The following is a 25,724-nucleotide window of genomic DNA, read 5'->3' as shown; positions in this document are numbered from 1 at the left end:
ACACCTTAATATTTACTTACATGTTTTTGTTGGAGCGAGCGTGAAGCTGCTCCTCCTTTTACACCGACCATATCGGCGCTCCCGCTTCGAGCTTAATTTCTATCCTTCCAGCAGCCTGCTCCATCGTTTGACGGAATGGCAATACCCCAGTTGGCACCTGTAATTCCAACTTTTTGCACGGATCCTCATAAGCAAGCTGTAACTGCCCCTCTTTGTTTACCGTACTTATACCAGCAAGCTTAGCAAGTATTTCTTCCTCTGAACCATTCGCATTTTCAACCACTAATCCGAACGCAAGATGTGCTTCCTTTAGTTCAGTTAACTTCAACTCCTTAATTGCTCCTTCATATAGGATGATTTCCAGAGAGGTTGTTGTTTCTTCTTCGATCACGCGAAGCTGCGGTATATAAGCTCCAAAACGGTAATCTTCAAACACAAGCCCTATCGTTACATATGGAGAACGGATTAACAGCGGTTTGCCCGCTTCTATCTGCTCCGGCATCACCAGCTGACTTCGTTCTCCACCGAATTCAAATCGAAAGAGTAAGGAAGTAGCTTTAACCACTCCATGAATAGGGTCCAAGACAAAATGTTTGTCACCATGATCCGCACAGAAATGAGCGATGCCAAGCAGCATACCACGATGCTGAACCGTGTGTAGCAATCCAGAACTAAAATCATATTGGTCATGAAGACAGCGGAAACGCAGGCTGGAAGCATGCCCTCTCTCTCCCCAGTACGCGGTCAGTGGTCTGCGCTGATTCCACAGATCACAATGGTTGAAAGAACCAAGCGCTAATTCAGGCGTCAGGTAAGAAGATGCAACTACCGGAATAGCTCCTTTAACTATCACCTTTTCCGAGTATGAAGCAGCGCGTGATTCCTTAAAATAAGACACATACTGTTCCGGCATATTTAACCCGACACGCACCCAAAGCGCGCTGATCTCCAGCTCATCCTCATCCAAGAAATGGAGACGTCCCTGCCCTGCAAGCTGTAAGAATGACAATAATCCCTTTCCTTGCAGCGTTTCGTATGATCGGCTATGGGGTCCTGCCCATTGTCCAGTAGTGCTATGATAATGTTCAGCGATGGAAGCCCACGCCATGTCATGCAGCTCACGGATCATCTCTAAACTGGCTGTGTCCCGTATATGTCTGAGCATAAGTGACAAATCTTCAATCGCTACAATGGTATAAGTCGGACTATTGTACTCCGTAAATGCACCATGCAGTGTGCAATATTCATGCAGAAGCTTCAATTTACTCCGTCCGTAAGTGAACAAGTCCTTGTTGTCGAGCAATTCCCCTGCAAGCAGTGCTACGTAAGTCCCCATGATACAAATATTCGTATACGAAGGTAATACATTGCGCTCTTTAATTAATTCAGCAGCTGCCTCCAGTGAATTCTTAATTCGACCCTGTAGCTCAGCCGGCAACTTATCGCCATGATCCACATAGGCCTGAATGAGCGCTTTCCCACAGAAGTCAGCCCAATTGCGATCAGGAGAGGCCATATCGGCGACTGATTCTTCCATATAATAAGGCCAAATTCCGTAATAAGGGTGTTCTCTATCTAGTTCCTGGAAGTCGAGCAGACAGCCGATCATTTGCGCCGCAAGTTCGGCATCGCCCTCATCTTGGCGGTCTAGTAAAGATAAGGAAAAATAAAACGATTCACGAATCAAATGAACCTCTGCGTCGCGCACATTAGTATGATAATTGTAGGCTGGGCCTCTCCTAGTCTTAAGTGCAAGCCACTGCTTGTCGAAATCCTTCCACTGCTTCTCTATAACATCTTTATAGACTTGTTGGATTGATGAATTCATCATATGTCTTGCCCTTCCTTTACAGAGGATAATTTGAAAATATCCCCCGGAAACCGGGGGAGAAGCTTTATTTTTTAGCGTTTTTCAGTGCTTCATTAAATTCTTGCGTCACTTTTGTACCATCTTTGTCCATGAACGATTTAAGCGCGTTGTCCCATTCCTCAGAGCTCAATTGACTCATGACGTATTTCACTTTGGCTTTTACAAGATCCATGTACATATCCGGAGTGTTTTGTTCTGTAGGGGAATGAAGTCCGGCGATGGGGCTTACTTTCAGATGCTTTAGCAAAATATCGTTAGCAGCGATTTCCAGTGCCAATGTTTCAGGATCATCCGAATCTTTTGTATAGTTCGTGTTCTCCGGATTCGGAAGTGCTTGAGTTGGCAAAATGTATCCGCCTCCAAGTTTTTTCAGCTTATCCTTATCGGTCACTTCAACACTGCCGTCACTGTTCGTTTTGAAGGTAACGCCATCAAGCCCATAGTTTTGCAATTTGTTGTATTTCTGTACACCGTCTACAACATAACCATTTTCCATGGACGGACCGTAGTCAAGCCATTGCAGAATCGTCTTCACTTTATTCTTATCTTTCGCGGCCTCAGCACTGATAAAGATGACACCTACATTACCCGGACCAGATACGACTCCGCTTTCGCCATTAGGTCCAACCGGAGGTTCAAATGCAGTTAGCTTAGCCCCAGGTGTAGTCACTGGAACGGTCGAAGTAAAATTACGGATCATCGAAACAAAGTCGAAGGCAATTCCGCCTTTTCCGTTTTTGAAAAATTTATCCTGTGCCTCATTCGCTTGGTTCAAGACGAAATCAGGATCAACCAAGCCTTCGCTGACAGCTTTTTTCAGCCAATCCAGATAAACTTTATATTCAGGCATCGCTTCGTTCATAACAAGCTGACCATCCTTCAGCACCCAGCCCGAGCCATCAAGACCGAAACTGTATAACAGGTCGCCTGTTCCCCAAAATTCCCGTCCATTGAAATCGCCTGCTCGACCAGTAATTTCACCAAGCTGCAGCCCATACGTATCCTTCTTCCCGTTGCCGTCCGGGTCATTATTTGTCATCGCCTGCATGGTAGCGTACAGCTCATCCAATGTCTTCGGAACAGGCAAGTTCAATTTATCCAGCCAATCTTGGCGGATCAGCGGCGCGTTTGGAGCAGCAAGCAATGAGCGTGCAATAGGAATACCATAAACCTTCCCATCATAGCTGACATTATCATAATGAAGCTGGGTATATTTCAAATTCGGATACTCCGAAATGTACTCGTCGAGCGGAGCGACGGCTCCTTGCTTGATGAGCTTGATCGCGGTTGCATCGAAATTAAAGGTAAATACATCAGGCATCGAGCCAGAAGCGACCATCGCATTGAATTTTTCCTTAAAATTAGAGTTTGGAATCGGTGTGAATTTTAGATCCATATTGAACTTTTCATTCAACCATTTGATCCCTTCATTGTTATTAACATCTGGAACCGTGTTCACGTTCATCGAGAATTCAATCGGTACTGGCTTGGATGGAGCATTGGCAGTTCCCTCAGAACTACCTCCCTTCGAATTGCCACAGCCAGACAAGATGAGCGTTCCCCCAATCAGGGCAGTGAAGCAGGTATAAGCATTTTTTCTAGACAGCATTTTCATTTGATATTCCTCCTTGGAATAAATCGCTTACTTTAATTATCGAGGGGAAATCTACCCTTTGATTGAACCGATCATGACACCCTTCACGAAATACTTTTGTAAAAAAGGATAAACAATAACAATCGGTGCTGTAGCCACAATGATCATCGCCATCTTGATAGGTTCAGCCAGCTGCATCATTTGATCCTGATCAATCATAGAAGCGTTAAGCTCCGATGAACTCAATACCAGAAGCACTTGGCGCAAGAACACTTGCATAGGCCATTTGAGTGGGTTGTTGATATACAATATCGCTTGAAAAAATTCATTCCAATGTCCGACGGCGTAAAACAGGATCATGGTCGCAATGATTGGCATAGACACCGGAATCACAATGCGGAAAAAGGTACCGAATTCCGTACATCCGTCAATCGTCGCTGACTCTTCGAGCCCATCTGGAATCGTCTGCATGAACGATTTTACGATAATGATGTTAAATGCACTTGCCGCTCCGGGAATGATAAGCGACCAAAGACTGTCCAGCATCCCCAGATCTTTAACTAGAATAAATGTTGGAATCATCCCGCCACTAAATAGTGTAGTAAAGAATACCATCATAAGCATCGGATTACGGAACGGCAAATGCGATTTCGATAGTGCATACGCGAGGGTAAATGTAACGATTAGATTTAGTGCTGTTCCTACTACGGTGATAAAGATGGTAACGCCCAAAGCCCGAATTAAATCCCCTTGTTTGAAAATATAGCTGTATGCCTCCAGTGACCAGCCACGCGGCCAGAGAACAAGACCCCCTCTGCTCAGCCCAACCCCGGTAGAGAGCGACGAAGCAAGCACATTGACAAAGGGTAGCAGCATGGCAGCCGACACAAGGGCAAGTAGTACATAGTTCAAGCGGTCAAACAATCTTTCGCCAAGGGTTCTTTTGAATCTCATAATTTCACCTCTTTAGAATATTCCTTCTTCACCCAGTTTTTTGGTCAGCTTGTTTGCACTCAGAATTAAGATGAGTCCTACCAGAGAGTTGAACAAACCCGCCGCTGAGGCAAAGCTGAAGTCCCCTTGAAGAATACCCTCACGGTACACAAAAGTAGGAAATACATCACCAACATCCATAACGAGCGGATTCAGCATCAAGAAGATTTGCTCGAAGCCGACATTAAGGATATGGCCGAGCTGCAGTAACAGCATCATGATGATGGTTGGGCGGATCGAAGGAAGCGTGATGTTCCACAACTGGCGCCAGCGGCTTGCCCCATCCATTACCGCTGCTTCATAGAGTTCAGGTGATACGCTGCTTAGTGCAGCGAGAAAGATGATCGTTCCCCACCCTGTTTCCTTCCAGATATTTTGGAGTACGATGCTTATTTTAAATAGCTCAGGCATCATCATCCAATTCTTGACCGTTCCTCCGAGCATGACTACAAGTTCATTGACGAAGCCCGTTGAAGAAAACATCAGTGAATAGATCCCTATGACGATGACCCACGATAAGAAGTGAGGTAAATAGACGATCGTTTGTACCCATCGCTTGTAAAGTGCATTCCGAACCTCATTCAGTAAAAGCGCCAGTACAATCGGTGCAGGAAAGAAAAAGATAAGCTTCAGCACACTGATCACGAGTGTATTACTTAGCAACCTGATAAAATTGTCCCCTTGAAAGAAGTCAATAAAATGTTTAAACCCGACCCAATCACTTCCAAAAAAACCCTGAAACGGACTGTAATCTTGAAACGCGATCAACACGCCCCACATTGGCACATAATGAAAAATAATAAAATATATGATGCCGGGAAGCGCGAGCACATACAACCTGCGATAGCGATACATGCTGCGCAATATCGATCCCTTTCGGGGGCTGGTCAGAGGTGACGCTGACTTTTGTAAGTTCATACCTAACCCTCCAGAACAAAAAATAGCTTTCGTTTACTCATTTCCGAAGCACTCCGAAAACAGCATCAACACAAGCCCTTGACCATACAAGGTCGGTATACGCTCAATCGTTTGATACGCCTCGATGGTCGGCATGATCGGTGTCCCTCCGGAAACACTGCTCACTTCTCCGGCAGTATTAATACATCTCAAAACACCCTTTAAAGCTTTTAACACGTGTACTCCATAGGTTTCTTCCAACAGACCTGTACGGATAGCCAGCAGTATTCCGCAGGCAATACCCGCGCTTCCCGACGTTTCCTGGTAAAAGTCTGTCCGGTCCATTACCGTGTGCCATAGACCGTTGCTGCTTTGGTATTCGATCAAGCCATCCATCATGCGCTTGTAGCTAGACCTTATATCAGACGGGATCGTGACTAGTCCTACGATGTCCTGCAAGATTTCAGGTACGGCTATACAAACCCATGCATTCGCCCGCGTCCATCTGGCAGCGGATAAATGATTTCTCTCGGCACTGTTCCAGCCGTGAAATAGAACCCCGGTCACTTCGTCCTGCAGCAACCGCATATGCAAGCTGACCTGCTCCAAAGCCTGTTTTGCAAGATCCGAATCTTGCGTTAATTTCGCTGTGCGGGCAAGCAGTAGTACAGCCATAAACATTGTATCTGCCCATACCTGCTCTGGGAAGCTACCTTTCTCCGTGACGGTATGCTCAAATGCACCTTCTCGCGTTCGCGGAGCCTCTCGTACCATCCACTGAGAGATTTGTTTCGCTTGGTCCAAATAATACGTTTCTTTGGTTAATTCATACAGCCTGGGAAAAATGGCGAACGGCGCCATCGAATTAATAACTTTCGTACGTCCTGCTTTTTCTTGATTTCTTTCGACCCATCTAATTAAATAATCAAGAACTTCCTGGTTTCCCGTCTTCTCGTAATAATGCAGCAATGCCATCGTACCTACACCAGGGACCCAGTCCCATTCATTGATGTTCATTCCCCAATCGGTCGATCTGCTTTCCGTCATATATCGATACACACGATCAGCGGCATGTCTTATTTGTTCATTCATTTCAATAATCATTTCCTTAATTCCACTCCTCTGGTTGAATACCGCCATACAATATATCGCCACCTCCCAACGGCGCTATTAGCGGCCTGAATCCAAGTATATTATGAAAACGGATGCAATTCTCTCGATGAATTGCGTAAAACCATACCGATATTGCTTTATTGATTACGAGCCTATATGATGTATGAAAGCGCATTCTAATACAGGAGGAGTGGAGTATGGAAGACCGAGCTTACCAATCGACTGACGTTTTCGTGAACAATAAATTGCAAGAACTACCCATTCATATGAAGTATAGAGAAACTGAACAAACCTTTTACATGAACTTCCATTCCCATGCCGGATTTGAGATCTATATGTTTCACGAAGGCAGTGGTTATTTTTTAATAGAAGAAAATATCTATCCGCTTGAAGGCAACGACTTGATTCTGATAAGCTCCCTAGAATCTCATAAAAGTTCGCCTAAGCTGCAAGTACCCAGCACACGTACCGCCATCCACTTTCTCCCTGAACTCCTGGATTCTGAAATTCAGCAACGATTTCTTCGTATGTTTGACCGCAGTAACCAGCATAGGCATATACGAATGAGCGGTGAACGTCTGCGTCATTTCGAATATCTCCTAGATCGACTGCAAGAAGAATATGTAAAGCTGAATACTGGTGACTTTTTGGCTATGCGAATTTACCTCAATGAGATGCTACTTGAAATACACCGCCTTGTGTTTAACGGAGAAGAGCATGGTCTTGAGCCCATTGAGAGAAATACAATCAATGTCAAAATCGAAGAAGCGGTAAAATATTTATCCAAAAACTTCACCACGGATATTTCGCTCGAAAAGCTTGCACAGGATTTATATATCAATCCGTATTATCTGTGTCATTTGTTCAAAAAAACGATTGGTCTGACTATAACCGATTTTCTAATCCAAACACGGATTCATCACGCCAAGCGGCTGCTCACAAATACTAGCATGCCGATCACAGAAATCTCGGAAGCCGTGGGTTTTAACAGTTTCTCCTATTTTGGTCGTGCTTTTAAAAAGATCGTCGGTACAACGCCGCGCACCTATCGCAATAAATCCAAATAACAATTTGTATAGCCCTTATTGCACAGCAAAAAGGAGCCACTCGGCTCCTTTTTGTTTTATTTGCTTGTAAAAACTTTAAAAATCCATCTTATGTAGCCTAACCTTCAGTATTTATAATCCCATAATGAATTAGGTCATCATATTTATTTTCTTTATAGATATGCTGCAATAAAATGCCTTCCTCCACCATTCCACATTTTTGCATCACTCGCCCAGAGCCGGGATTTGAAGCAAAGTGTCTTGCAAATACTTTATGATAATGCTTTTCTGAAAAAGCAAACGCAATGATCGCTTTTGCTGCTTCAGTCGCGTATCCTTTCCCCCAATATTCCTCACCGATCCAATATCCTACTTCACCATTTCTGTATGCTTGCTTATTTGTCAGTCCTATAGCTCCATAAAGCTCGTTTGTACTCTTATCAGTAATGGCAAACTCATAATACATATTATTGATAAAATTCTCTTCATGAGCTTCAATCCAGGATATTGCACATTCGATAGTGTAAGGATAAGGTAGAGTCAACGTACTTTTGTAGATATTATAATTATTGCAGAGGTCAGAGACACGTTTTGCATCAGATAATTCAAAGGGTCTCAGTATCAATCTTTCGGTCGTAATTGTTCTTTTCTCTTGATTAAACATTGTTTTACCTCCGCTCAAGAATCTCCTGCACAATTGGCATCGCCAAACTCATATTCTCTGCTTCGATTACTATCGCTGTTAGTCCTGTCTCTGTGCGTGTCTCATGCCACTCGCCCTTGTCCCAATACACAGCTGAGCCAGCGCTAACTGAAAGCTCTGTTTCTTCCCCTGCTCTGACCCAGCCTTCTCCGCTAACGACAAGAAATAGCTGTGGAACCGGAGCCTGATGCCAGCCAACAAGTCCATTCACACCCAAGTGCATACAACCCACATGCGGAGAAACCGCCTCTGTCAGTATTCTCGACATATAAAGCTGCTGGCTTCCGAACGCATCAATAGATTTACCAGCTTCTTTGGCAAAGCTATATACTATCATCTTACACTGTTCCTCCTACCGACACCGGATTTACCTGTACCTGATCTGCATGCAATTTTTCAATAATCGCCAACAGGAAGGTTTCGGCTAGACTATTCTTTTTAATGGCTCTGGCGGCCTCTTCCAAGGTAAACCATTCTGCATGATCAACCTCAGCACTCATCTGACTTAAGTCCTCCGAATCTGCAACACCTATAAAATTCAGCATTAGCGTATTAGAAGGTGCGAAATATAAGCTGCGCATATATTCATAGGCTACAATATCAATTCCTACCTCTTCTTTTACTTCACGAATAAGTGTGGTTTCCGCATCTTCACCTTTATTCACGTACCCTGCAAGCAATATATAATCTGGTCGGTTATACTGCTGGATCAATAGAATCTTATTCATATCCTGATTTAATACTGCTGTACTGATCGCCGTGCTAAAAATAGGGAATCTGAACATTTCGCATGCATTACAATAAGGTACCTGTCCTTCCCCATCGCTTTCTTTCATTACTAACGCTGTTCCACATTCTAGGCAATATTTCAAGCTGATCTCTTCCTTCTATAATAAAGTAGTCAATACCTATTCCAATTGCGGTGGAACACGATGCTGCGTAGCTTGTTCAAACCCGTAGGCTATGGATAGGAGCGTAGGCTCACTATAGGCTTTTCCGGAAAAAACTACCCCAAAGGGCCCCCGAGTTGGGTCACCGTCGGAATCAATAATGCCCTGAGCTACAAATCCTGCCGGAACGGTAATTAACGGATACCCCAAGCGTGCTGCAATATACATACCATCTACATCTCCAGGCAGTAATAATGCATCCAAGCTATATTGCTCCAACACATAATCTATGCCTTGCTCAAGTGCTAGCTCTCTGTATTCTTGTTTCTTTTGCTGATATTCTTCTTCGGTTAAAGTTATACCCTCTGACCTAGTTAATGTATCTTGCCCAAATTGTAATGCGATTTCAGCATGTCTTTCATTATACGCTATCAATTGCTGCAAAGAGTGAATCGGAACGGAATCATCTACCCCAGATAAATACGCGTTGAGCCCCTTTTTAAATTCATAACAGATTACATCATTATTCCAGTTTTGTTGTTCAACGTAAAGCGTAACCGGATCTATTATCGTAGCCCCTTCGTTCTTCAAAGTCTGGATAGCTGTTTCCATAATTGAAAGTCGCTCTGCATCTAAATGGTTATAATAGTGCCGTGGAACGCCTATTCTTGCTTGCCGTATAAAGCTTTTATCTAGAAATGGAGTATAGTCCGTAAAAGCATGCTTCTCGCTCGATAATGTTGCTTCATCCCTGTCATCCACTCCCGTTAATGCCCCCAAAATAATCGCCGCATCCGTAACCGTTTTAGCAATAGGTCCAGGAGTGTCTTGGCTAACTGAAATAGGAATCACTCCAGTACGACTGACTAATCCGACCGTTGGTTTGATCCCGATGAGAGCATGCTGACAGGCTGGCCCAACAATTGATCCCGCGGTTTCCGTTCCGATCGAGGCTGCTGCCAAATTCGCCGCAATAGCTGCTGCAGGTCCAGAACTTGAACCACTGACAAATACATTCCCTGGCCCATATGGATTAAGTACTAGACCACCTCGTGAGCTATACCCAGCCGGCATTGAACTAGACATAAAGTTAGACCACTCCGACATATTCGCCTTTCCAAGCAAAACAGCTCCTGCTGACCGGAGCTTCGCAGCTACGAAGGAATCTTTTGCCGCAAATGATCCTGCTAAAGCTACTGACCCAGCACTCGTATGCATTTTATCCGCGGTATCTATATTATCCTTCAACAATATAGGAATGCCGTGTAGACTTCCCCGACTTCCTTGTTCCTTACGTTCAATATCCAGTGTTCTCGCGATGTCTTTAGCCTCTGGATTGATTTCTAAGATTGCGTTTATGTCTATATCGTACTTATGAATCCGTTCCAAATAGGCTACTACCAAATCTTCTGAACTGACTACGCCTGCTTCCATAGCCGCTTGCAGCTTTGCAATATCCGCTTCTATTATCCATTCCTGAAGTTTGATCTTCATCAGAGCAGCTCCTTCAATAATGTAATTCTCCCTAGCATAAACCTACCATAAATGATTAGCTCAATGACATGACGAATTTGACTATAATCATTTAAACCTGTGATTTGACTCCCTCGGCTACAGATGATAGGGTATTTTCGAAGTTAAATTTTTCCGGGAGGGAATGCCCATGACGGAAGTAAAGCTTAGTATCGGATACGACGAATTCGAGGAAGGCCAAAGAATTGGCACGGAAATTGAGAAGCTTAGCAGCACCCCTGAAAGTTCTTCGCTGACAAGTCTAATTATCGGTGATTGGGGGCAAGCCTACGAAAATAGTTCAGAAGAAGTTGTAGAGGCACTGGTTACGCATAGTGCTAGCTTCCCTGCTTTACGCAAGCTTTTCATAGGCGAGATGGGCTATGAGGAATGCGAGATTTCTTGGATTACCCAAAGCGATCTATCGCCGCTGCTCCCTGCTTTTCCAGAGCTACAGTCACTCACGATTCAAGGTGGGAATGAGCTGAGCCTCGCAGAACTAAAACACGATAAGCTAGAAGAATTGATTATTATAAGCGGAGGCTTAGGTAAAGCCGTTCTAGATCATATTGCAACTAGCCAATTGCCGAATTTGCGCAAGCTGGAGCTATATCTAGGTGTAGAAGACTACGGATTTGACGGCAGCCTCGCAGATCTTCTCCCTCTTATAGAAGTAGGAAAGTTTCCTAAGCTTACTTATCTCGGTTTAAAAAATAGCCAGATCCAAGATGAGATCGCAGGTGCACTAGCAAATGCTCCTATTCTGGATCAGCTAGATACGCTCGATCTATCACTCGGTACCCTAAGCGATGAGGGGGCGGAATTGCTTCTAGCCAGCGACAGAATCAAAAAATTAAAAGCATTAAACCTAAGCCATCATTATATGTCTGACGAGATGATTAGCCGCTGGAAGCAAAGTGGATTGCCTGTTGATGTTAGCGACAAGCAGGAAAGCGATGATGAGGAAGACTGGCGTTATCCTTCCATCACAGAGTGAGCCTCTCATGAGGCCGATGATCGTTATCGGTATTCCCGGTGATAAACGGGCTAGCGGCATCCAGCAAGCGCGTTCCGATCTAGGAATGCCCCCTGCCATTATTTTATCGTACGCTGAGTTTCTGCAAGGTAGATCATTAGGTGATCTTATGGAAGAGCAGAAGAAGCAATTATCCCATCAGTCCTCCGTTTACAACGGAGTAGATCTCAGTGCAGCTCCACCGCTGCTGAGACTAGAGTCACCTGGCAGCAGCTTCGAGGTAGAACGTGCCTTAATCGCTCTAGGCGCACCGGACTCGGATGATATGGACGATTCGCTTCATCCCTACGCCGATAGACCTGATCCGCGACCACTCCGCGTGCAGGTAGTCCGTCAATTGAAGGAAATGCAAGGTGTCCTGCATCATCCATCTCAATGGTTCCGTGGCTACTGCCGGATGCTGGCAAGACTACAGCGCGAGGCCAAAACCGCATGTCCAGGTTCACTATGGTTAAATGACCCTACTGACATTGCGGCTATGACCGATAAACGCCAGACGCAACAGATTCTGAGCGAGGCAGGGATTCCAATTCCTCGCCCAGTAGGTGAAGATCAGCAGCCTACGGATTATGCCTCTCTCCGGGAGATGATGTTATCCCGGCGAATGCACCGGGTATTCATTAAGCTGGCCTTCGGCTCTGCGGCTTCTGGGGTGGTCGCCTATCAGATCCATCCCGTGACGGGTGCCGAAATTGCCTTAACAACAGTGGGGGTCGAGAATTATATCACCCGACCACCCATTTACTATAATTCCGGTAAACTGCGGCGGTACACAGATACCGCCACGATCTCCGGCATTATTAACTGGATTTATCGACATGGTGGTTATGCCGAGCAATGGATTCCTAAGATCGGCCATAACGGCAAAGCCTTCGATATCCGCCAGCTCGTGGTTCTCCGCGAAGCCTGTCATGCAATTGCTCGTGTAAGTTCCACCCCAATTACGAATCTGCATTTACGCAGCCAGCGGATGTCTCCTTCGGAAGCCGGTCTATCAGAATTCATACAGGAGCAGGTACGAAATACCGCGTTGCAAGCGCTGGCGGCATTTCCCCGTTCTGGAGTTGCCGGGATAGACGTGCTGATATCTGGAGGATCGCAGCAGTGTTTTGTCGCCGATGTTAATCCTTTTGGCGATTTGCTGTACGATGTGAAATACCGTGGCTGCAGCACCTACGAATGGGAAATGAAGGTATTGACCGCCAGAGACTATATTACTCATCCCTCAACACCGCTTATAAAGGAAGGATCCTCTTAATGGATATGAACACTATCGTTGGCACCCATGACATTCTAATGATCACACTCGATACCCTTCGATACGATGCAGCTACTATGGAGGAAGCGAACTGCCCGAACCTGTGCGGAACGGGACCCTGGGAGAAAAGACATACTCCCGGCAGCTTTACTTATGCGGCCCATCACGCTTTTTTCGGCGGCTTCTTGCCTACTCCAGCTACAACGGATAAAACCGAGCATATCCGCATGTTCCATTCCCGAAACACCGGAATGAAGACGCATCCCCATACATGGCTGTTCGATACGCCGGATATCGTGTCAGGACTTGCTGCTGAGGGCTATCGTACGGTTTGTATTGGAGGCGTTATTTTTTTCACCAAAAAAAATCCACTCGCTCGTGTGTTGCCAAGCTATTTCCAGCAAAGCTACTGGCGGATGACCTTCGGTGTGACCAATCCGCGTTCCACAGAGCATCAGGTGAACCATGCCTTGAAGCTGCTAAGAGATACTCCTAGCGAGCAAAGATTGTTTATGTTCCTCAACGTCTCTGCCATTCACGGACCAAATCATTATTTTGTACCTGGTGCTAAAAAAGACTCCGTAGACAGCCAGCGCGCCGCTCTTCGTTATGTGGACGGTGAACTGGGCCGGTTGTTCGATGCGTTCCGGGAACGCGGCAATCCGGTCTTCTGCCTGGCTTTTTCAGATCATGGAACCGCTTATGGGGAAGATGGCTATCAGGGGCATCGCCTTGCCCACGAGACGGTATGGAACGTCCCTTATCGGGAGTTTATTTTATAATATTTATACCAAGGAAAGGATGGAGAACTGATATGACGTTATCGTCCTTCTCTTTAGAAGAGCTTCACAAGTGGAAAGACAGCATTACTGCTCACCCTTACCGTTCTTATCTGTATTCCTATCCACACAAAACGGCTTACAGGGATTTGCAGCCTCCGATGCCGCTAGAAACACTCTGGCGTGATGAGCCTGCGGAATCTTTCTTTCTATATATGCATATTCCGTTTTGTGGCGCACGCTGCGGATTCTGCAACCTATTTACCCTGCCTGATAAACGCGCAAATGTTCATGCCACATACGTGGATGCACTGGAACGCCAAGCAAAGCAATGGGCGGAATTCACCAGACATAAACCTTATGCGCGCTTTGCGATCGGCGGCGGAACTCCCACCCTGCTGGCAGCAGATCAGCTCCGCCGCTTGTTCCACATTGCCGTTGATACGATGGGACTGGATACAAATACAGCCTCCATCTCAGTGGAAACTTCACCGGAGACGATTACCGAAGAGAAGTTGAATATTCTAAAAGAATATACGGTGGATCGGGTCAGCATGGGCATCCAAAGTTTTGTCGCTGCTGAATCGGCGGCCATCTATCGCCCACAAAATCCGGATGAGGTGTATCGGGCACTAGAGCTGCTGGGGAAATATGATTTTCCCATATTAAATTTAGATCTGATCTACGGGCTTCCGGGGCAGACGGTCGACTCTTGGCTATATTCGCTCAATCAAGCGATCAGCTTTGAGCCAGAGGAAATTTTCATCTATCCGCTCTACACCCGAGAGCATACGATTGTGAAGCCTGGTGATATCCAGCGTCAGGACGATATTCGCCTAGATTGCTACAAAGCCGCTGGGCAGCTGCTTAGAGCGAGAGGATATCGCCAATACTCCATGCGTCGTTTCGCCAAGGAAGACGCAGGAACAGCTAAACCCATTCTCGATTATAGCTGCCAAGAAGAAGGAATGGTCGGCTTGGGCTGCGGAGCCAGATCCTACACCCGCCATGTGCATTACGCTTCCCGCTATGGGGTAAGCCGTAAAGCAACCGAGAGCATTATTGCTGATTACGTTGCGACGGATCGTTACGATACTGCGGATTACGGAATTGTGCTGAGTCTTGAAGAACAGAAACGCCGCTTTATTCTGAAGGCGATTCTACATAGCGAAGGGCTGAAGCTTGAAGATTACAGCCAGCGTTTCGGTCAATCGCTCTGGAACGATTATCCTGAGCTGTCCAACCTGCTTCATTCCGGTCTTGGGCAGGAGGAAGATGGCATCCTGCGTCTTACCACCGAAGGGATGGGTTACTCTGATTCGATTGGGGATTGGTTTATTTCTGGGGAGATCCGAGAGCAGATGGAAAGGTTCGTATTGCCATGAATGCGGTCCTCTACTACCGCGGCTCCCTCACGTCCTGCAACTATGATTGCCCCTATTGTCCTTTTGGCAAAACAAGAGACAGCGCAGCTACGCTCGCCAAGGACCGCCAGGGGCTGGAGGCCTTTGTAGCATGGGCGTCTGAGCAAGGTGCGGCAGGTCATCGGCTTTCTATATTTTTTAATCCCTATGGCGAAGGGCTGATTCATCGCTGGTACAAAGAAGCAATGATTGCGCTCTCCAATATGGACCATGTAGAGAAGGTAGCGATTCAGACCAACCTTTCTGCCAACCTGGATTTCATCTCCCAGCTGAATCGTAAAAAAGTGGCCTTTTGGGCCACCTACCACCCCGGACAAGTGCGGGAGGATAAATTTCTGGCGCAATGTATGACTTTATACGAGAACGACGTTCCGTTTAGTGTGGGAAGCGTTGGAATACGCAGCGCTTTTTCAGCTATAGCTTCACTTCGCTCTGCATTACCGGAAAACGTGTACCTATGGATCAATGCTTACAAAGATAAACCGGATTATTATACAGCTGAGGATTTTGCCTTCCTTAGCGAGATTGATCCACATTTTTCTGTAAATGCTATGGATTATGAAAGCCTTGGCCAAGCCTGCAATGCAGGAAAAGATGTTTTTTATGTACAGGGCGCTGGGCTTGTGAAACGCTGCTATAAGGACAGAGGTGTCATAGGCAATCTTTACCGTGATGGGCTCGAAGGTCTCTCTGCGGTTAGAAGCTGCCGCATGAAGGTATGCGATTGCTATATCGGTTATATTCATATGCCCGAGCTGAAGCTGCGGAGCATCTATGAAGCTGGACTTTTGGAACGAATCCCTTATGGCGCTATGAACAACTGAATTAAAATTCCAGACAGGGTTTCTTTACTCTCTGTGGAATATGACAAGTAGCCCCCATATATAGGGGCATAGCAAACACTAAAGTTGGAGGGACAATAACTTATGAACAACATCATTAATTTTGCGCATCGTGGAGCGTCGGCAGTGTGTCCAGAAAATACTATGGCAGCATTCCGCAAAGGTCTTGAGCTGGGTGCAACCGGAATAGAAACTGATGTACAAATGACCAAGGATGGCGGTCTAGTCCTCATTCATGATGAAACTCTAAACCGCACGACAAGCGGAACCGGCTATGTGAAGGATCATACACTCGCAGAACTGCTGGAAGTGGACGCAGGCTCATGGTTCGGACCTGAATTCAAAGATGAGCGCCTTCCATTGCTGGAAGATTTATTAGATCTGTTGCAAGGTAGAGATACCATACTAAATATCGAGCTTAAAAATGGCACTTTTTTATATCCGGGCATGGAGGAAAAAGTGATAGCGGCCGTACGGGATTTCAAGATGAGCGATCGCGTCATTTTTTCGAGCTTCAACCATTATTCACTAGCTTACTGTCAGTCGCTGGCACCGGAGATCAGAACAGGAATTCTGTACGGGGAAGGCTTGTATCGTCCTTGGGACTATGCAGCTACACTTGGAGCGACTGCGTTGCATGCGTATCATTTTGCGGTACTGCCTGAATTCGTCGAAGAAGCTGCAAAGCATGGCGTCGCCTACCATCCTTGGACCGTTAACGATCCCGAGCGGATGAAATATTTAATTGAAGCGGGTGTATCAGGCATTATTACCGATCATCCAGACCTACTCGCTGGACTTCTGGCTGACAAGGGAGTGTGATGGTGTGAAAAAAGTCTGGCTGCTCGGATTCGGCTTTTTCAGCATCAGCATTACATGGAGTCTGTATAACGCATTTGTACCTTTTTTCCTCGAAAAATATGTACATAGTGTAGCCCTAATCAGCTTCATGATGACGATTGATAATTACTTCGCCTTATTCTTGCAGCCTTGGATCGGCAATCGGAGTGACCGCACGACCTCGCGTTTTGGACGCAGAATGCCTTATCTTATGATCGGTATGCCCTTCGCTGCCGTGCTGACTATGCTGATTCCGTTTCATACCGGACTATTTACACTGCTTTTATTTATGATGCTGATGAATTTAGCCATGAGTTTATACCGTTCCCCTACCGTCGCTCTCATGCCCGACATAACACCTGAAGAGCAGCGTACAAAGGCTAACGGACTAATTAATTTCATGGGTGGATTCGGATCAATTCTGGCTTTCGGCGTGGGTTCGATCCTCTATAAATCAAATCCTTCGCTGCCGTTTCTCGTTGCTGGACTGATTACCCTGTTATGTCTGTTTATCGTATCGCGCTTCATCAAAGAAAAACGGGATGGTGTGAATATAAGCCCTACGCTTCTATCCGATACAGCGGGGAGCCCTTCTGCGACGATAGTTAAGCCTTCCAGAGTCTCCTTTCGCGGCCAGCTGGATCGTACTACAGTATTTCTACTGGCAGCGATTTTCTTCTGGTTTGTAGCTTATCAAGGGGTCGAAACCTTATTCACGTTGTATGGTAAAAACCATCTGGGCCTCAGTGAACAAGCAGCCTCCTTCTCCCTTACCTTTTTCTCCCTTGCCTTTGTGCTGTTCGCTATTCCGAGCGGTTGGCTGGGTGGGCGATTCGGGAAAAAGAAGATCATTATCGTCGGCGTATGTGGCCTGATGACAGTCTTTGCGCTTGTTGGGTTTGCACAGGACCTGCTGGTGCTTCGGGCGTTGCTCCTGACAGGAGGAATCTTCTGGGCTTGTATCAACATCAACTCTTATCCTTATGTTGTTGCTACGGGGACTGAGGAAAGTATTGGTACTCGAACAGGGATGTATTATTTGGTCTCTTCACTGGCAGCGATCAGCTCGCCTCCTTTGCTGGGGCTAATGATTGATATTTTTGATTACTCCATCCTGTTCTATGTAGCAGCGATTAGTATGGCAGTTGCCCTGCTCTGCCTTTTCTTGATGAAGGGACGCAAGCAAGTGCCCCACAAGTTTCACACACCGGGAGCCTAAAAAAGCGTCAGCCTTAGACATCTATTTATGTCCAAGGCTGACGCTTATATTTTACATTTAACAAACTAATTTTTAAAAACTGAATAACGACCTGTCCCGAGCTGTTTGGCGGTGTACATCGCTGTATCTGCCTCATGCAGCAGCCTGAAATGATCCACCTTGCCATGACTAATGCTGATGCCTATGCTCGCAGATACAAAGAGGTTGTGCTCTCCCAGCTGATAATGTCTGGTCGTCTTCTCCAGAATCTGCACCGCTAACTGCTCCGCTTCCTTCTGATTGCAGCCTTTAGCTACGATCACAAATTCATCACCGCCTATGCGGAAAATATGGCGTTTTCTTTTGCTGGAGAATTGACTTAACCTTCCTCCCACCTCTTGCAGCAGTAAATCGCCCACATGATGTCCTAAGCTGTCATTGATTGATTTGAAACGGTTCAAATCCATAAACAATACGGCTAGTTGCTCATTTACTTTGCAGCGATCCCAAAAGTGATCCATTCCATTCTTGTTTAACAGCCCCGTTAAGCCATCCTTATAGGCAAGTTCCTTAAGCTGCTCTCTTTCCGCCAAAACAAGGTTCAGCCGTGTAAGCAAAAACATTAAAACAGCTATCGTAAGCGCGTATATCAATAACGGAGTGAAAATCCCCCCATTGACCTCTAGAGTTTCTTCTAAGGATTTTTTGCCTAGCTGATGCATTGCCCACAATCCAACGACGATAGTTATAATGGAAAGGCCCGTGTAAACCGCTCTTTGTTTTGGTTCCTTACTAGCAACATCCCGGTAAAATCTCAATACTAAATAACCTACAACTCCTGCGATGATAATGGACATTAACGTTTGTAAATAAATCTGAACCTCTACCACCTTTAATTCGCACATCCTTCTGAACTACAAATAATTAGCTTACTGTACTGCGATACCAATATATAAAAAAGCTCTGAACATTATCTGAACACTTACTCTTTCTCCAAATGCCGCGCACAATTATATAACTCGCAGTTCCATGAGCCATCCGATTCGGATTTTGTTATTCGCGTAATTGACGTATTGTTCAATAATACTGTGCCGTCCAGTTCTGGAAGTAGTCTTCTAAGGCTACTGCGTAAAATTGCACCATGGCTAACGATCAGAATATGGCTGCCTGGATGTCTCGCCGCAATTTCTTCAATCACTTCGCTGCCTCTGAGCTCGCTGGCTTCTGGAGTTTCCAAACCCAAATCTAACGTCTTCCAATCGGTTCCCCATCGTTCAATCCGCTCTTGCTGCGTAGTTCCTTCAATAAGTCCCGCATACATCTCTCGAATGCCCGGCACTAAACCCGTGATCTCAAGGCCTAATCTTTCTGCAATAACCTCTGCCGTTTGCCGCGCTCTGAGTAAATCACTTGAATATATGTAATCCCATTGTTCTGTGCTAAGTCGTTCAGCCAGTAGTTGTGCCTGTTGCAGGCCTTCAGCATCCAATGAATTATCCGTATGCCCTTGCACTCTGCCTTCTTTATTCCACGCGGTACTTCCATGGCGAATTAAACCTATTGTAGTCATAAAAATCTCCTTTTAGCTAATGAGTCTAGTGGCAGTTGTGATACTGGTTGTAGTGCTAGTTATAGTGCTAGTTATAATGCTAATTTCAGTGCTACTTCAGTGCTAATATAAATAATATAATCTATATTCTATCAGATTCACCCTATGAACATTTAAAAATAAAGGTTATCCAAGTTTTTGAACATGAGGTATAATAAACCTTGTCGTTTTTTACAACAGCTACAAGATAAGGAGTAATTGTTTATGATGAAAAAGCTAGGGTCCACTTTGTTTCTTACCTTCTTACTGCTCATTCCACTTGTCGCCACTTGCCCTTCCACTGTTGGTGCAACACCGCTTCCTAAAAACACCGTCTATGTGGACAAGAATAACCATTCATACATACCACTGCGTCTATTAAATAGCTTCACTGGTATACAATCTGTATGGAATCCTAACGAAAAACGTATAAGCATTACGAATGCAGACACAACCATAACGCTTACATTAGGTCAAACCGCTGCGCTCGTCAATGAAAAGTCGGTTACACTAACTGATCTTGCTTTCAGTGATAACGGCACGGTATATATTCCGTTGTCTTTTATCAGCACAACACTTGGCATTCAATTAACTTGGGATAAGGAAGCCTCTTCGTTAACCCTTAAGAGTAATGATATTGCAACCACTGTTCCTGTACAGTCCGGCGCACTAATCAAAGCGGATTCTTCACCAGTTGTCAGCGCTAGTAAAACCTTCAAGGTTGGCGGCAGATCCTTCAAAGCCCAGACGGTTACAGTGTCCCTGCTGCATCCTAAGGTGAAACTTGATGTCGTACTGGCTGGAAATACGGTCGGAAAAGTGGAGGACCTAAGCAGTCTGGCTAAACGTAATAATGCCGTAGTTGCGATTAACGGAACGTTTTTTGATGCCTATACAAAAGGGGCATACAAAGCTCCATACGGTTACATTGTCAGCGGTGGAAAAATGCTTAAAAATAGCTCCGGGGATCGCCGGACGATTTTTACCTATGACAGCAACCATCTAGCGTCACTGATTCCTGGGTTGGATTTCACAAGCCGCTTCGCTTCCGGCTCCATGGAAGGAGCTCTTCAAGCCGGCCCGCGTCTTCTTGTGAACGGCAAGGTATCCCTTAATGTTGCGGCAGAAGGCTTCAAGGATCCGAAAATCTTGACCGGCGGCGGAGCCCGCAGCGCGCTCGGATTAACACGCGACCATAAGCTCATTCTGCTGACCACTGGTGGAGCCACCATCCCACAGCTGGCAGAAATGATGAAGCAAGCTGGAGCGTATCAAGCCATGAATCTGGATGGTGGTGCATCCAGCGGGCTCTACTACAACGGCAAATATCTCACGTCCCCCGGGCGTCAGATCAGCAATGCAATTGTAGTCAAATATCAATAAAATCTCTTGGCCAGACGGCTACTAAGAATATATGATTCTATTGTACAAAGTGTAATCAGAGGCAGTTTGCAGCGCATAATTGCTATAGCGGTATGATTGCTGTACGACGTATGAAACTACTGTGCAGCATATGATTGCCGAGCTCAAACCCAAAAATCCCCTTGACGACTTACCCATCAAGGGGATTTTTCATAGTACGTTGCCAGTTTAGGTACTGCTGACAGATCCAGTGTTGGGGGCAGCCGGTGCAACTTAATCTGTGTGACCTGAATATTCCCACACCTGCAACCAAACTTCAGTAGTAAAGCCCAATTTCTCGTAGAAAGGCTGCATCGAACCTACGTAAACTTTACTAGCTCCGAGTTGTTTTAAACGGTTAAATCCTTCGTGTAGGACCGCCCGTCCCAGTCCCAGCTTTCGATAATTAATGGATGTGCCTACAGGCTCCAGAATACCAATTCTATTGCTGCTGTCCCAAAAAATATTACAAAAGGAAACCACTTCGCCCGCGTCATTCACAACGCTAAGATCGAGCTGCGGATTATAACTTGGAGCGTTACTCATATTCCCATAATGCAGCAGCGTGAGTTCTGCCTCCACCGTTTCTGCATAGTCGAAGGCCATAATATGTCCGAGCGCTTTTGCAGTAACCTCGATCTCATCTCCGCTGCAAATTCTGAATCCAGAGGGGAGCTCCACAGGAAATTCCTTATCCAATCGCAAGGAGTTTACGCTTTCCTTACCACCCGTTAAATGGTACCCCCTCTTACGAGCAACCTCCGCCGCAAAAGTCATATTCTCCGGTATTGGCACATACAGCTCTACGTAACCACCGTTCTCTTCCTCAGCTTTTTGTTCAGCAAAAGCGAACATTTCTTCAAGTAATTTTTCCGGAGGATTCATCTCAGCACACTGAAAATAGAACCCATCGTCCCTGCACACTACAGCTGCAAGCTCTCCATTCTCATACTCCCATAAGCCTACTTTTTGTTCCCATTGCTCCAGCGTTCCACTTCTCGTCTCCTGAAAAAAAACAACGAATTCCCAGCGGTCTATAAGCCAGGTATTTGGAGTCTTTAGCTTACTATAACTTTGTATAAGAAAATGACGTACCTTTAGCAGATCTTCTGAACGGTAGCTTCTAAAATTAATGTTCATTTTCCGCGCCCCTCTCTTTAATTTCATATTAAGGGGGATGCAAAATGAAGCATATATCATAATTAGTTATTATTATTTTATACTACCGAATATGATCCGTACGTTCACAAAACAAACATTTCTTGAGTGAAAATTATGAGCTCCACGCATCCGTTAACTGCATTTAGTGCAACTATTCCTCAGAATGCTCCTTCAAAAGTTAGTTTAGTTGTATTTCGTGCAGTTAAATTTCTGGTTTTCCTTTAATTCCACTAGATTCACCCTTTTTAGTTGCACGAAGTGCAACTAAACGGCTTCTAATGAGTATCTACGCAGAAATAAGTGTATAAAGTGCAATTAGAGAAAGTTTTGGAGTGGGCGATCTTCTTCCGGAGGAAAAAGTCACTGATCAAGCTTTTTCAAGCGATAATTATGAGCTACACGCATCCGTTAACTGCATTTAGTGCAACTATTCCTCAGAATGCTCATTCAAAAGTTAGTTTAGTTGTATTTCGTGCAGTTAAATTTCTGGTTTTCCTTTAATTGCACTGTATTCACCCTTTTTAGCTGCACTAAGTGCAACTAAACGGCTTCTAATGACCAACAACGCAGAAATAAGTGTACAAAGTGCAATTAGAGAAAGTTTTGGAGTTCGCGATCTTCTTCCGGAGGAAAAAGTCACTGATCAAGCTTTTTCAAGCGATAATTATGAGCTCCACGCATCCGTTAACTGCATTTAGTGCAACTATTCCTCAGAATGCTCATTCAAAAGTTAGTTAGTTGTATTTCGTGCAGTTAAATTTCTGGTTTTCCTTTAAATGTACCGAATTCACCCTTTTTAGTTGCACGAAGTGCAATTAAATGGCTTCTAGGGACTATTTACGGAGAAATAAGTGTACAAAGTGCAATTAGAGAAAGTTTTGGAGTTCGCGATCTTCTTCCGGAGGAAATAGTCACTGATCAAGCTTTTTCAAGCGATAATTATGAGCTCCACGCATCCGTTAACTGCATTTAGTGCAACTATTTCCTCAGAATGCTCCTTTAAAAGATAGTTAGTTGTATTTCGTGCAGTTAAATTTCTGGTTTTCCTTTAAATGTACCGAATTCACCCTTTTTAGTTGCACGAAGTGCAATTAAATGGCTTCTAATGACCAACTACGCAGAAATAAGTGTACAAAGTGCAATTAGAGTAAGTTTGTTGAGTGGGCGATCTTCTTCTGGAGGAAATAGTCACTGATCAAGCATTTTCAAGCGATATATGAGCTCCACGCATCCGTTAACTGCATTTAGTGCAACTATTCCTCAGAATGCTCATTCAAAAGTTAGTTTAGTTGTATTTCGTGCAGTTAAATTTCCGGTTTTCCTTTAATTGCACCGAATTCACCCTTTTTAGTTGCACGAAGTGCAATTAAATGGCTTCTATGGACTATCTACGCAGAAATAAGTGTAGAAAGTGCAATTAAGTCTGGATAAGCCGCTTGAGCTAAATTTGGATTGCATAGATCTAGCTGAGTTAGATTTTAGATCAGTTAGTTTTGGATCGATTAGCGGTAGATCGGTTAAAGTTGGATCAGCTAGAGCTATTCAGCTACAGCTAGATCAGCTAGAGCTAGGTCAGCTACAGCTAGGTCAGCTAGGCTAGGTTAGCTAGAGCTAGATCAGCTAGAGCTAGGCCAGCTAGGCCAGCTAGGCTAGGTCAGCTAGGCTAGGTCAGCTAGACTTAGATCAGCTAAATTCTCCTTCGGTAAATCTAGCTAGATTCTTACGTTGACCACGAATAAGAGTACTCTTTTTGCATAATTTTCCTTGTCCATGTTACTGTATTACTGAACAAAGGAGTGAAAATATGGAGACGATTCTAATCATAGAGGACGATGCCAAGCTGGCAAGCTTGCTGAGCACGTACCTATCGAAATATGGGTTCCGTACAATTATTGTAGAGGATTTCAACAGGGTGCTGGAGACTTTTAATGAAAGCTCGGCTGACCTTATCTTACTGGACGTTAATCTGCCTAAATATGATGGGTTCTACTGGTGCCGCCAGATCCGTTCCCTCTCACTCTGCCCGATTCTGTTCATTTCTGCACGGGATAGTGGAATGGATCAGGTGATGGCGCTTGAGAATGGCGGGGACGATTATATCACTAAGCCTTTTCACTATGAGGTTGTGCTTGCCAAAATCCGCAGCCACATACGTAGAGCATACGGTTCATACTCACAGACTCAAGAAGAGCATAAACTCCAGTCTGGAGGTTTAATCCTCTATCCTGAACGATATGTGATCCAATACGACGGGCACACGAGTGAGCTAACCCAGAAGGAAGCGGTTCTACTGGAAGCTTTACTGCTTAAGGAAGGACGAGTGGTTAACCGGGAGCGTCTGCTCGATCTCATGTGGAAGGATCAGCATTTCATAGATGACAATACATTAAATGTCTACATAACCCGTGTCCGCAAAAAGCTCAAGGATCTCGGTCTTGGCGACATTGTGGAAACCGTAAGAGGCGCTGGCTATCGGCTTAATGTCTCTAAGGATACGCCATGAGGCTTTTTTGGAGAGACCAGATCTCACTGATCCTATTCTATCTGCTTCAGATGCTGTTTATCCCTTTGCTGTATTGGCTGTCTGGTGAGAACAGACCTATCTCTATCATGCTTTATGGAATCGCCTTGAGTACCGTAGTTCTACTGCTATATCTAGGCTACCGATACGTTCAGCACCGGAGATTGTATGCAGCATTAAGCGAACCTATGGACATGCTCCAAAAACATCTTGTTTCCTTAGGAGACACTCCTCTTTCAGAAGCTATCCATGAGTTATTGCAGCTGATTGACCGCCAATATCAAGAGCAAGTGAATGCGCATGCGCGCCAGATGGATCAGCATATCGTATTCATGAATCGCTGGGTTCATCAAATGAAGACCCCGCTCTCTGTAATTCAGCTTACGCTAAAGGATCTTGAAGAGGAGGCTGCCGCAAGTATTCAGGAGGAACTGGAACGTCTGCGCGGAGGGCTGGAGATGGTCATCTACACTTCAAGACTTGACCGATTTGAAAATGATTTTCAAGTTGAACCGTTACTTCTGCGCAAAACCGTTAGTGAGGCGGTAGCCGAAAATCGCAGACTATTCATACGCCGGGGCATAAAAGTAGATATACAGGTGGATGCCAATCTAGCGGTATATAGCGATGCCAAATGGTTAATGTTTATGCTGGTCCAAATCTTAACTAATGTCGTAAACTATACCTCCGGTTCTGGCAAAACCGTTACCCTCTCAGCTCAGCGTGTGGGCACCGACACTATTCTGGATATTACCGATCAAGGGATCGGCATTTCTCCTGAGGATCTGAAGCGGGTCTTTAATCCCTACTTTACGGGTGACCGCGGACGACATTATCATGAATCGACAGGGATGGGGCTGTATCTCGTACGGGAGATTTGCAACAGGCTCGAACACAAGGTGGATATTCAGTCCCGGCTCGGGGAAGGAACCCGCGTGCGGCTTATTTTTAGCAACAGTGATCATCTACAGAAATAATATTGAGGGGACTTCGTCGTCATTATTCATGGCTTTGAAGCCTCCTTCTTCTTTATAGGTTACTTATCTCTCAACCCATTC

General features: G+C 45.2%; 23 protein-coding genes. 11 read left to right on the top strand and 12 right to left on the bottom strand.

The genetic code is table 11. The annotated features are described in order from the left end of the window. Positions 1 to 58 precede the first annotated feature (58 nt). The 5 genes from MHH86_RS05295 to MHH86_RS05275 all read right to left on the bottom strand — a co-directional run bounded on the left by MHH86_RS05295 (position 59) and on the right by MHH86_RS05275 (position 6,494). Entirely contained in the window at positions 59 to 1,831 is a 1,773-nt protein-coding gene (locus tag MHH86_RS05295; RefSeq protein ID WP_036680394.1) for a hypothetical protein, read from the bottom strand. Between the two features lie 64 nt (positions 1,832 to 1,895). Continuing rightward, positions 1,896 to 3,485 (bottom strand): extracellular solute-binding protein, encoded by a 1,590-nt coding sequence (locus MHH86_RS05290; RefSeq protein WP_042124676.1) that lies wholly within the window; start codon positions 3,483 to 3,485, stop codon positions 1,896 to 1,898. A gap of 51 nt (positions 3,486 to 3,536) precedes the next feature. Beyond that, entirely contained in the window at positions 3,537 to 4,418 is an 882-nt protein-coding gene (locus MHH86_RS05285; protein ID WP_036680390.1) for a carbohydrate ABC transporter permease, read from the bottom strand. Between the two features lie 12 nt (positions 4,419 to 4,430). Further along, positions 4,431 to 5,375, bottom strand: a complete 945-nt coding sequence (locus MHH86_RS05280) for an ABC transporter permease subunit (protein ID WP_036680389.1) — start codon at positions 5,373 to 5,375, stop codon at positions 4,431 to 4,433. Positions 5,376 to 5,408: 33 nt separating this feature from the next. Then, positions 5,409 to 6,494, bottom strand: a complete 1,086-nt coding sequence (locus MHH86_RS05275) for a glycoside hydrolase family 88 protein (protein WP_231574052.1) — start codon at positions 6,492 to 6,494, stop codon at positions 5,409 to 5,411. Between the two features lie 170 nt (positions 6,495 to 6,664). Between MHH86_RS05275 and MHH86_RS05270 the strand changes: the two genes are divergently transcribed. After that, positions 6,665 to 7,534: a helix-turn-helix domain-containing protein gene (locus tag MHH86_RS05270; RefSeq protein ID WP_036680388.1), complete on the top strand. Its 870-nt coding sequence runs from the start codon at positions 6,665 to 6,667 to the stop codon at positions 7,532 to 7,534. 97 nt (positions 7,535 to 7,631) lie between these two features. Here MHH86_RS05270 and MHH86_RS05265 read toward each other — a convergent pair whose 3' ends face one another. The 4 genes from MHH86_RS05265 to MHH86_RS05250 are packed head-to-tail and all read right to left on the bottom strand — an operon-like array spanning position 7,632 to position 10,600. Next, positions 7,632 to 8,177 carry a GNAT family N-acetyltransferase gene (locus MHH86_RS05265; RefSeq protein ID WP_036680387.1) on the bottom strand — a complete coding sequence of 182 codons (546 nt, stop codon included), beginning with the start codon at positions 8,175 to 8,177 and terminating at the stop codon, positions 7,632 to 7,634. 4 nt (positions 8,178 to 8,181) lie between these two features. Further along, a complete protein-coding gene (locus tag MHH86_RS05260; RefSeq protein WP_036680386.1) occupies positions 8,182 to 8,553 on the bottom strand; it encodes a cupin domain-containing protein in 372 nt (123 codons plus the stop codon). 1 nt (position 8,554) lies between these two features. Next, complete coding sequence (locus MHH86_RS05255) at positions 8,555 to 9,088, bottom strand: NUDIX domain-containing protein (RefSeq protein ID WP_042124672.1); 534 nt, start codon at positions 9,086 to 9,088, stop codon at positions 8,555 to 8,557. A 36-nt stretch (positions 9,089 to 9,124) separates the two neighbouring features. Next, the gene (locus tag MHH86_RS05250) at positions 9,125 to 10,600 is read right to left on the bottom strand and encodes an amidase family protein (protein ID WP_036680384.1); all 1,476 of its coding nucleotides are present in this window, start codon (positions 10,598 to 10,600) and stop codon (positions 9,125 to 9,127) included. A gap of 169 nt (positions 10,601 to 10,769) precedes the next feature. Here MHH86_RS05250 and MHH86_RS05245 point away from each other — a divergent pair, with 169 nt between their 5' ends. The 7 genes from MHH86_RS05245 to MHH86_RS05215 all read left to right on the top strand — a co-directional run bounded on the left by MHH86_RS05245 (position 10,770) and on the right by MHH86_RS05215 (position 18,016). Then, complete coding sequence (locus MHH86_RS05245; protein WP_036680382.1) at positions 10,770 to 11,615, top strand: STM4015 family protein; 846 nt, start codon at positions 10,770 to 10,772, stop codon at positions 11,613 to 11,615. Further along, the gene (locus MHH86_RS05240; RefSeq protein WP_341144682.1) at positions 11,575 to 12,912 is read left to right on the top strand and encodes an STM4014 family protein; all 1,338 of its coding nucleotides are present in this window, start codon (positions 11,575 to 11,577) and stop codon (positions 12,910 to 12,912) included. Before MHH86_RS05245 ends, MHH86_RS05240 begins: the two co-directional genes overlap by 41 nt. After that, on the top strand, positions 12,912 to 13,694 hold the full coding sequence (locus tag MHH86_RS05235) for an STM4013/SEN3800 family hydrolase (protein WP_341144681.1): 783 nt from the start codon (positions 12,912 to 12,914) through the stop codon (positions 13,692 to 13,694). Before MHH86_RS05240 ends, MHH86_RS05235 begins: the two co-directional genes overlap by 1 nt. Positions 13,695 to 13,726: 32 nt before the next feature. Further along, complete coding sequence (locus MHH86_RS05230; protein WP_076273323.1) at positions 13,727 to 15,076, top strand: STM4012 family radical SAM protein; 1,350 nt, start codon at positions 13,727 to 13,729, stop codon at positions 15,074 to 15,076. After that, a complete protein-coding gene (locus MHH86_RS05225; RefSeq protein WP_076104694.1) occupies positions 15,073 to 15,939 on the top strand; it encodes an STM4011 family radical SAM protein in 867 nt (288 codons plus the stop codon). Before MHH86_RS05230 ends, MHH86_RS05225 begins: the two co-directional genes overlap by 4 nt. 102 nt (positions 15,940 to 16,041) lie before the next feature. Beyond that, complete coding sequence (locus tag MHH86_RS05220; protein WP_076104695.1) at positions 16,042 to 16,779, top strand: glycerophosphodiester phosphodiesterase; 738 nt, start codon at positions 16,042 to 16,044, stop codon at positions 16,777 to 16,779. 4 nt (positions 16,780 to 16,783) lie between these two features. Beyond that, entirely contained in the window at positions 16,784 to 18,016 is a 1,233-nt protein-coding gene (locus MHH86_RS05215) for an SLC45 family MFS transporter (RefSeq protein WP_340900335.1), read from the top strand. Positions 18,017 to 18,081: 65 nt separating this feature from the next. Here MHH86_RS05215 and MHH86_RS05210 read toward each other — a convergent pair whose 3' ends face one another. Both MHH86_RS05210 and MHH86_RS05205 read right to left on the bottom strand, forming a co-directional pair. After that, positions 18,082 to 18,900 (bottom strand): GGDEF domain-containing protein, encoded by an 819-nt coding sequence (locus tag MHH86_RS05210; RefSeq protein WP_081383651.1) that lies wholly within the window; start codon positions 18,898 to 18,900, stop codon positions 18,082 to 18,084. 77 nt (positions 18,901 to 18,977) lie between these two features. Beyond that, the gene (locus tag MHH86_RS05205; RefSeq protein WP_036680369.1) at positions 18,978 to 19,565 is read right to left on the bottom strand and encodes a histidine phosphatase family protein; all 588 of its coding nucleotides are present in this window, start codon (positions 19,563 to 19,565) and stop codon (positions 18,978 to 18,980) included. Between the two features lie 246 nt (positions 19,566 to 19,811). On the opposite strand from MHH86_RS05205, the gene MHH86_RS05200 reads away from it, so the two are divergent. Further along, positions 19,812 to 20,966, top strand: a complete 1,155-nt coding sequence (locus MHH86_RS05200) for a phosphodiester glycosidase family protein (RefSeq protein WP_036680436.1) — start codon at positions 19,812 to 19,814, stop codon at positions 20,964 to 20,966. 252 nt (positions 20,967 to 21,218) lie between these two features. Here the strand turns inward: MHH86_RS05200 and MHH86_RS05195 are convergent, their stop codons facing one another. Further along, the gene (locus MHH86_RS05195) at positions 21,219 to 22,124 is read right to left on the bottom strand and encodes a GNAT family N-acetyltransferase (RefSeq protein ID WP_076145513.1); all 906 of its coding nucleotides are present in this window, start codon (positions 22,122 to 22,124) and stop codon (positions 21,219 to 21,221) included. A gap of 1,825 nt (positions 22,125 to 23,949) precedes the next feature. Here MHH86_RS05195 and MHH86_RS05190 point away from each other — a divergent pair. Continuing rightward, positions 23,950 to 24,648 (top strand): response regulator transcription factor, encoded by a 699-nt coding sequence (locus MHH86_RS05190; protein WP_076100491.1) that lies wholly within the window; start codon positions 23,950 to 23,952, stop codon positions 24,646 to 24,648. Continuing rightward, on the top strand, positions 24,645 to 25,643 hold the full coding sequence (locus MHH86_RS05185) for a sensor histidine kinase (RefSeq protein ID WP_341144680.1): 999 nt from the start codon (positions 24,645 to 24,647) through the stop codon (positions 25,641 to 25,643). Before MHH86_RS05190 ends, MHH86_RS05185 begins: the two co-directional genes overlap by 4 nt. Positions 25,644 to 25,724: the final 81 nt, after the last annotated feature.

Origin of the sequence: Paenibacillus sp. FSL F4-0097 (assembly GCF_038593125.1) — a bacterium.
GTDB lineage: Bacteria > Bacillota > Bacilli > Paenibacillales > Paenibacillaceae > Paenibacillus_AQ > Paenibacillus_AQ odorifer.
This window is presented reverse-complemented; position numbering and strand designations above follow the sequence as displayed.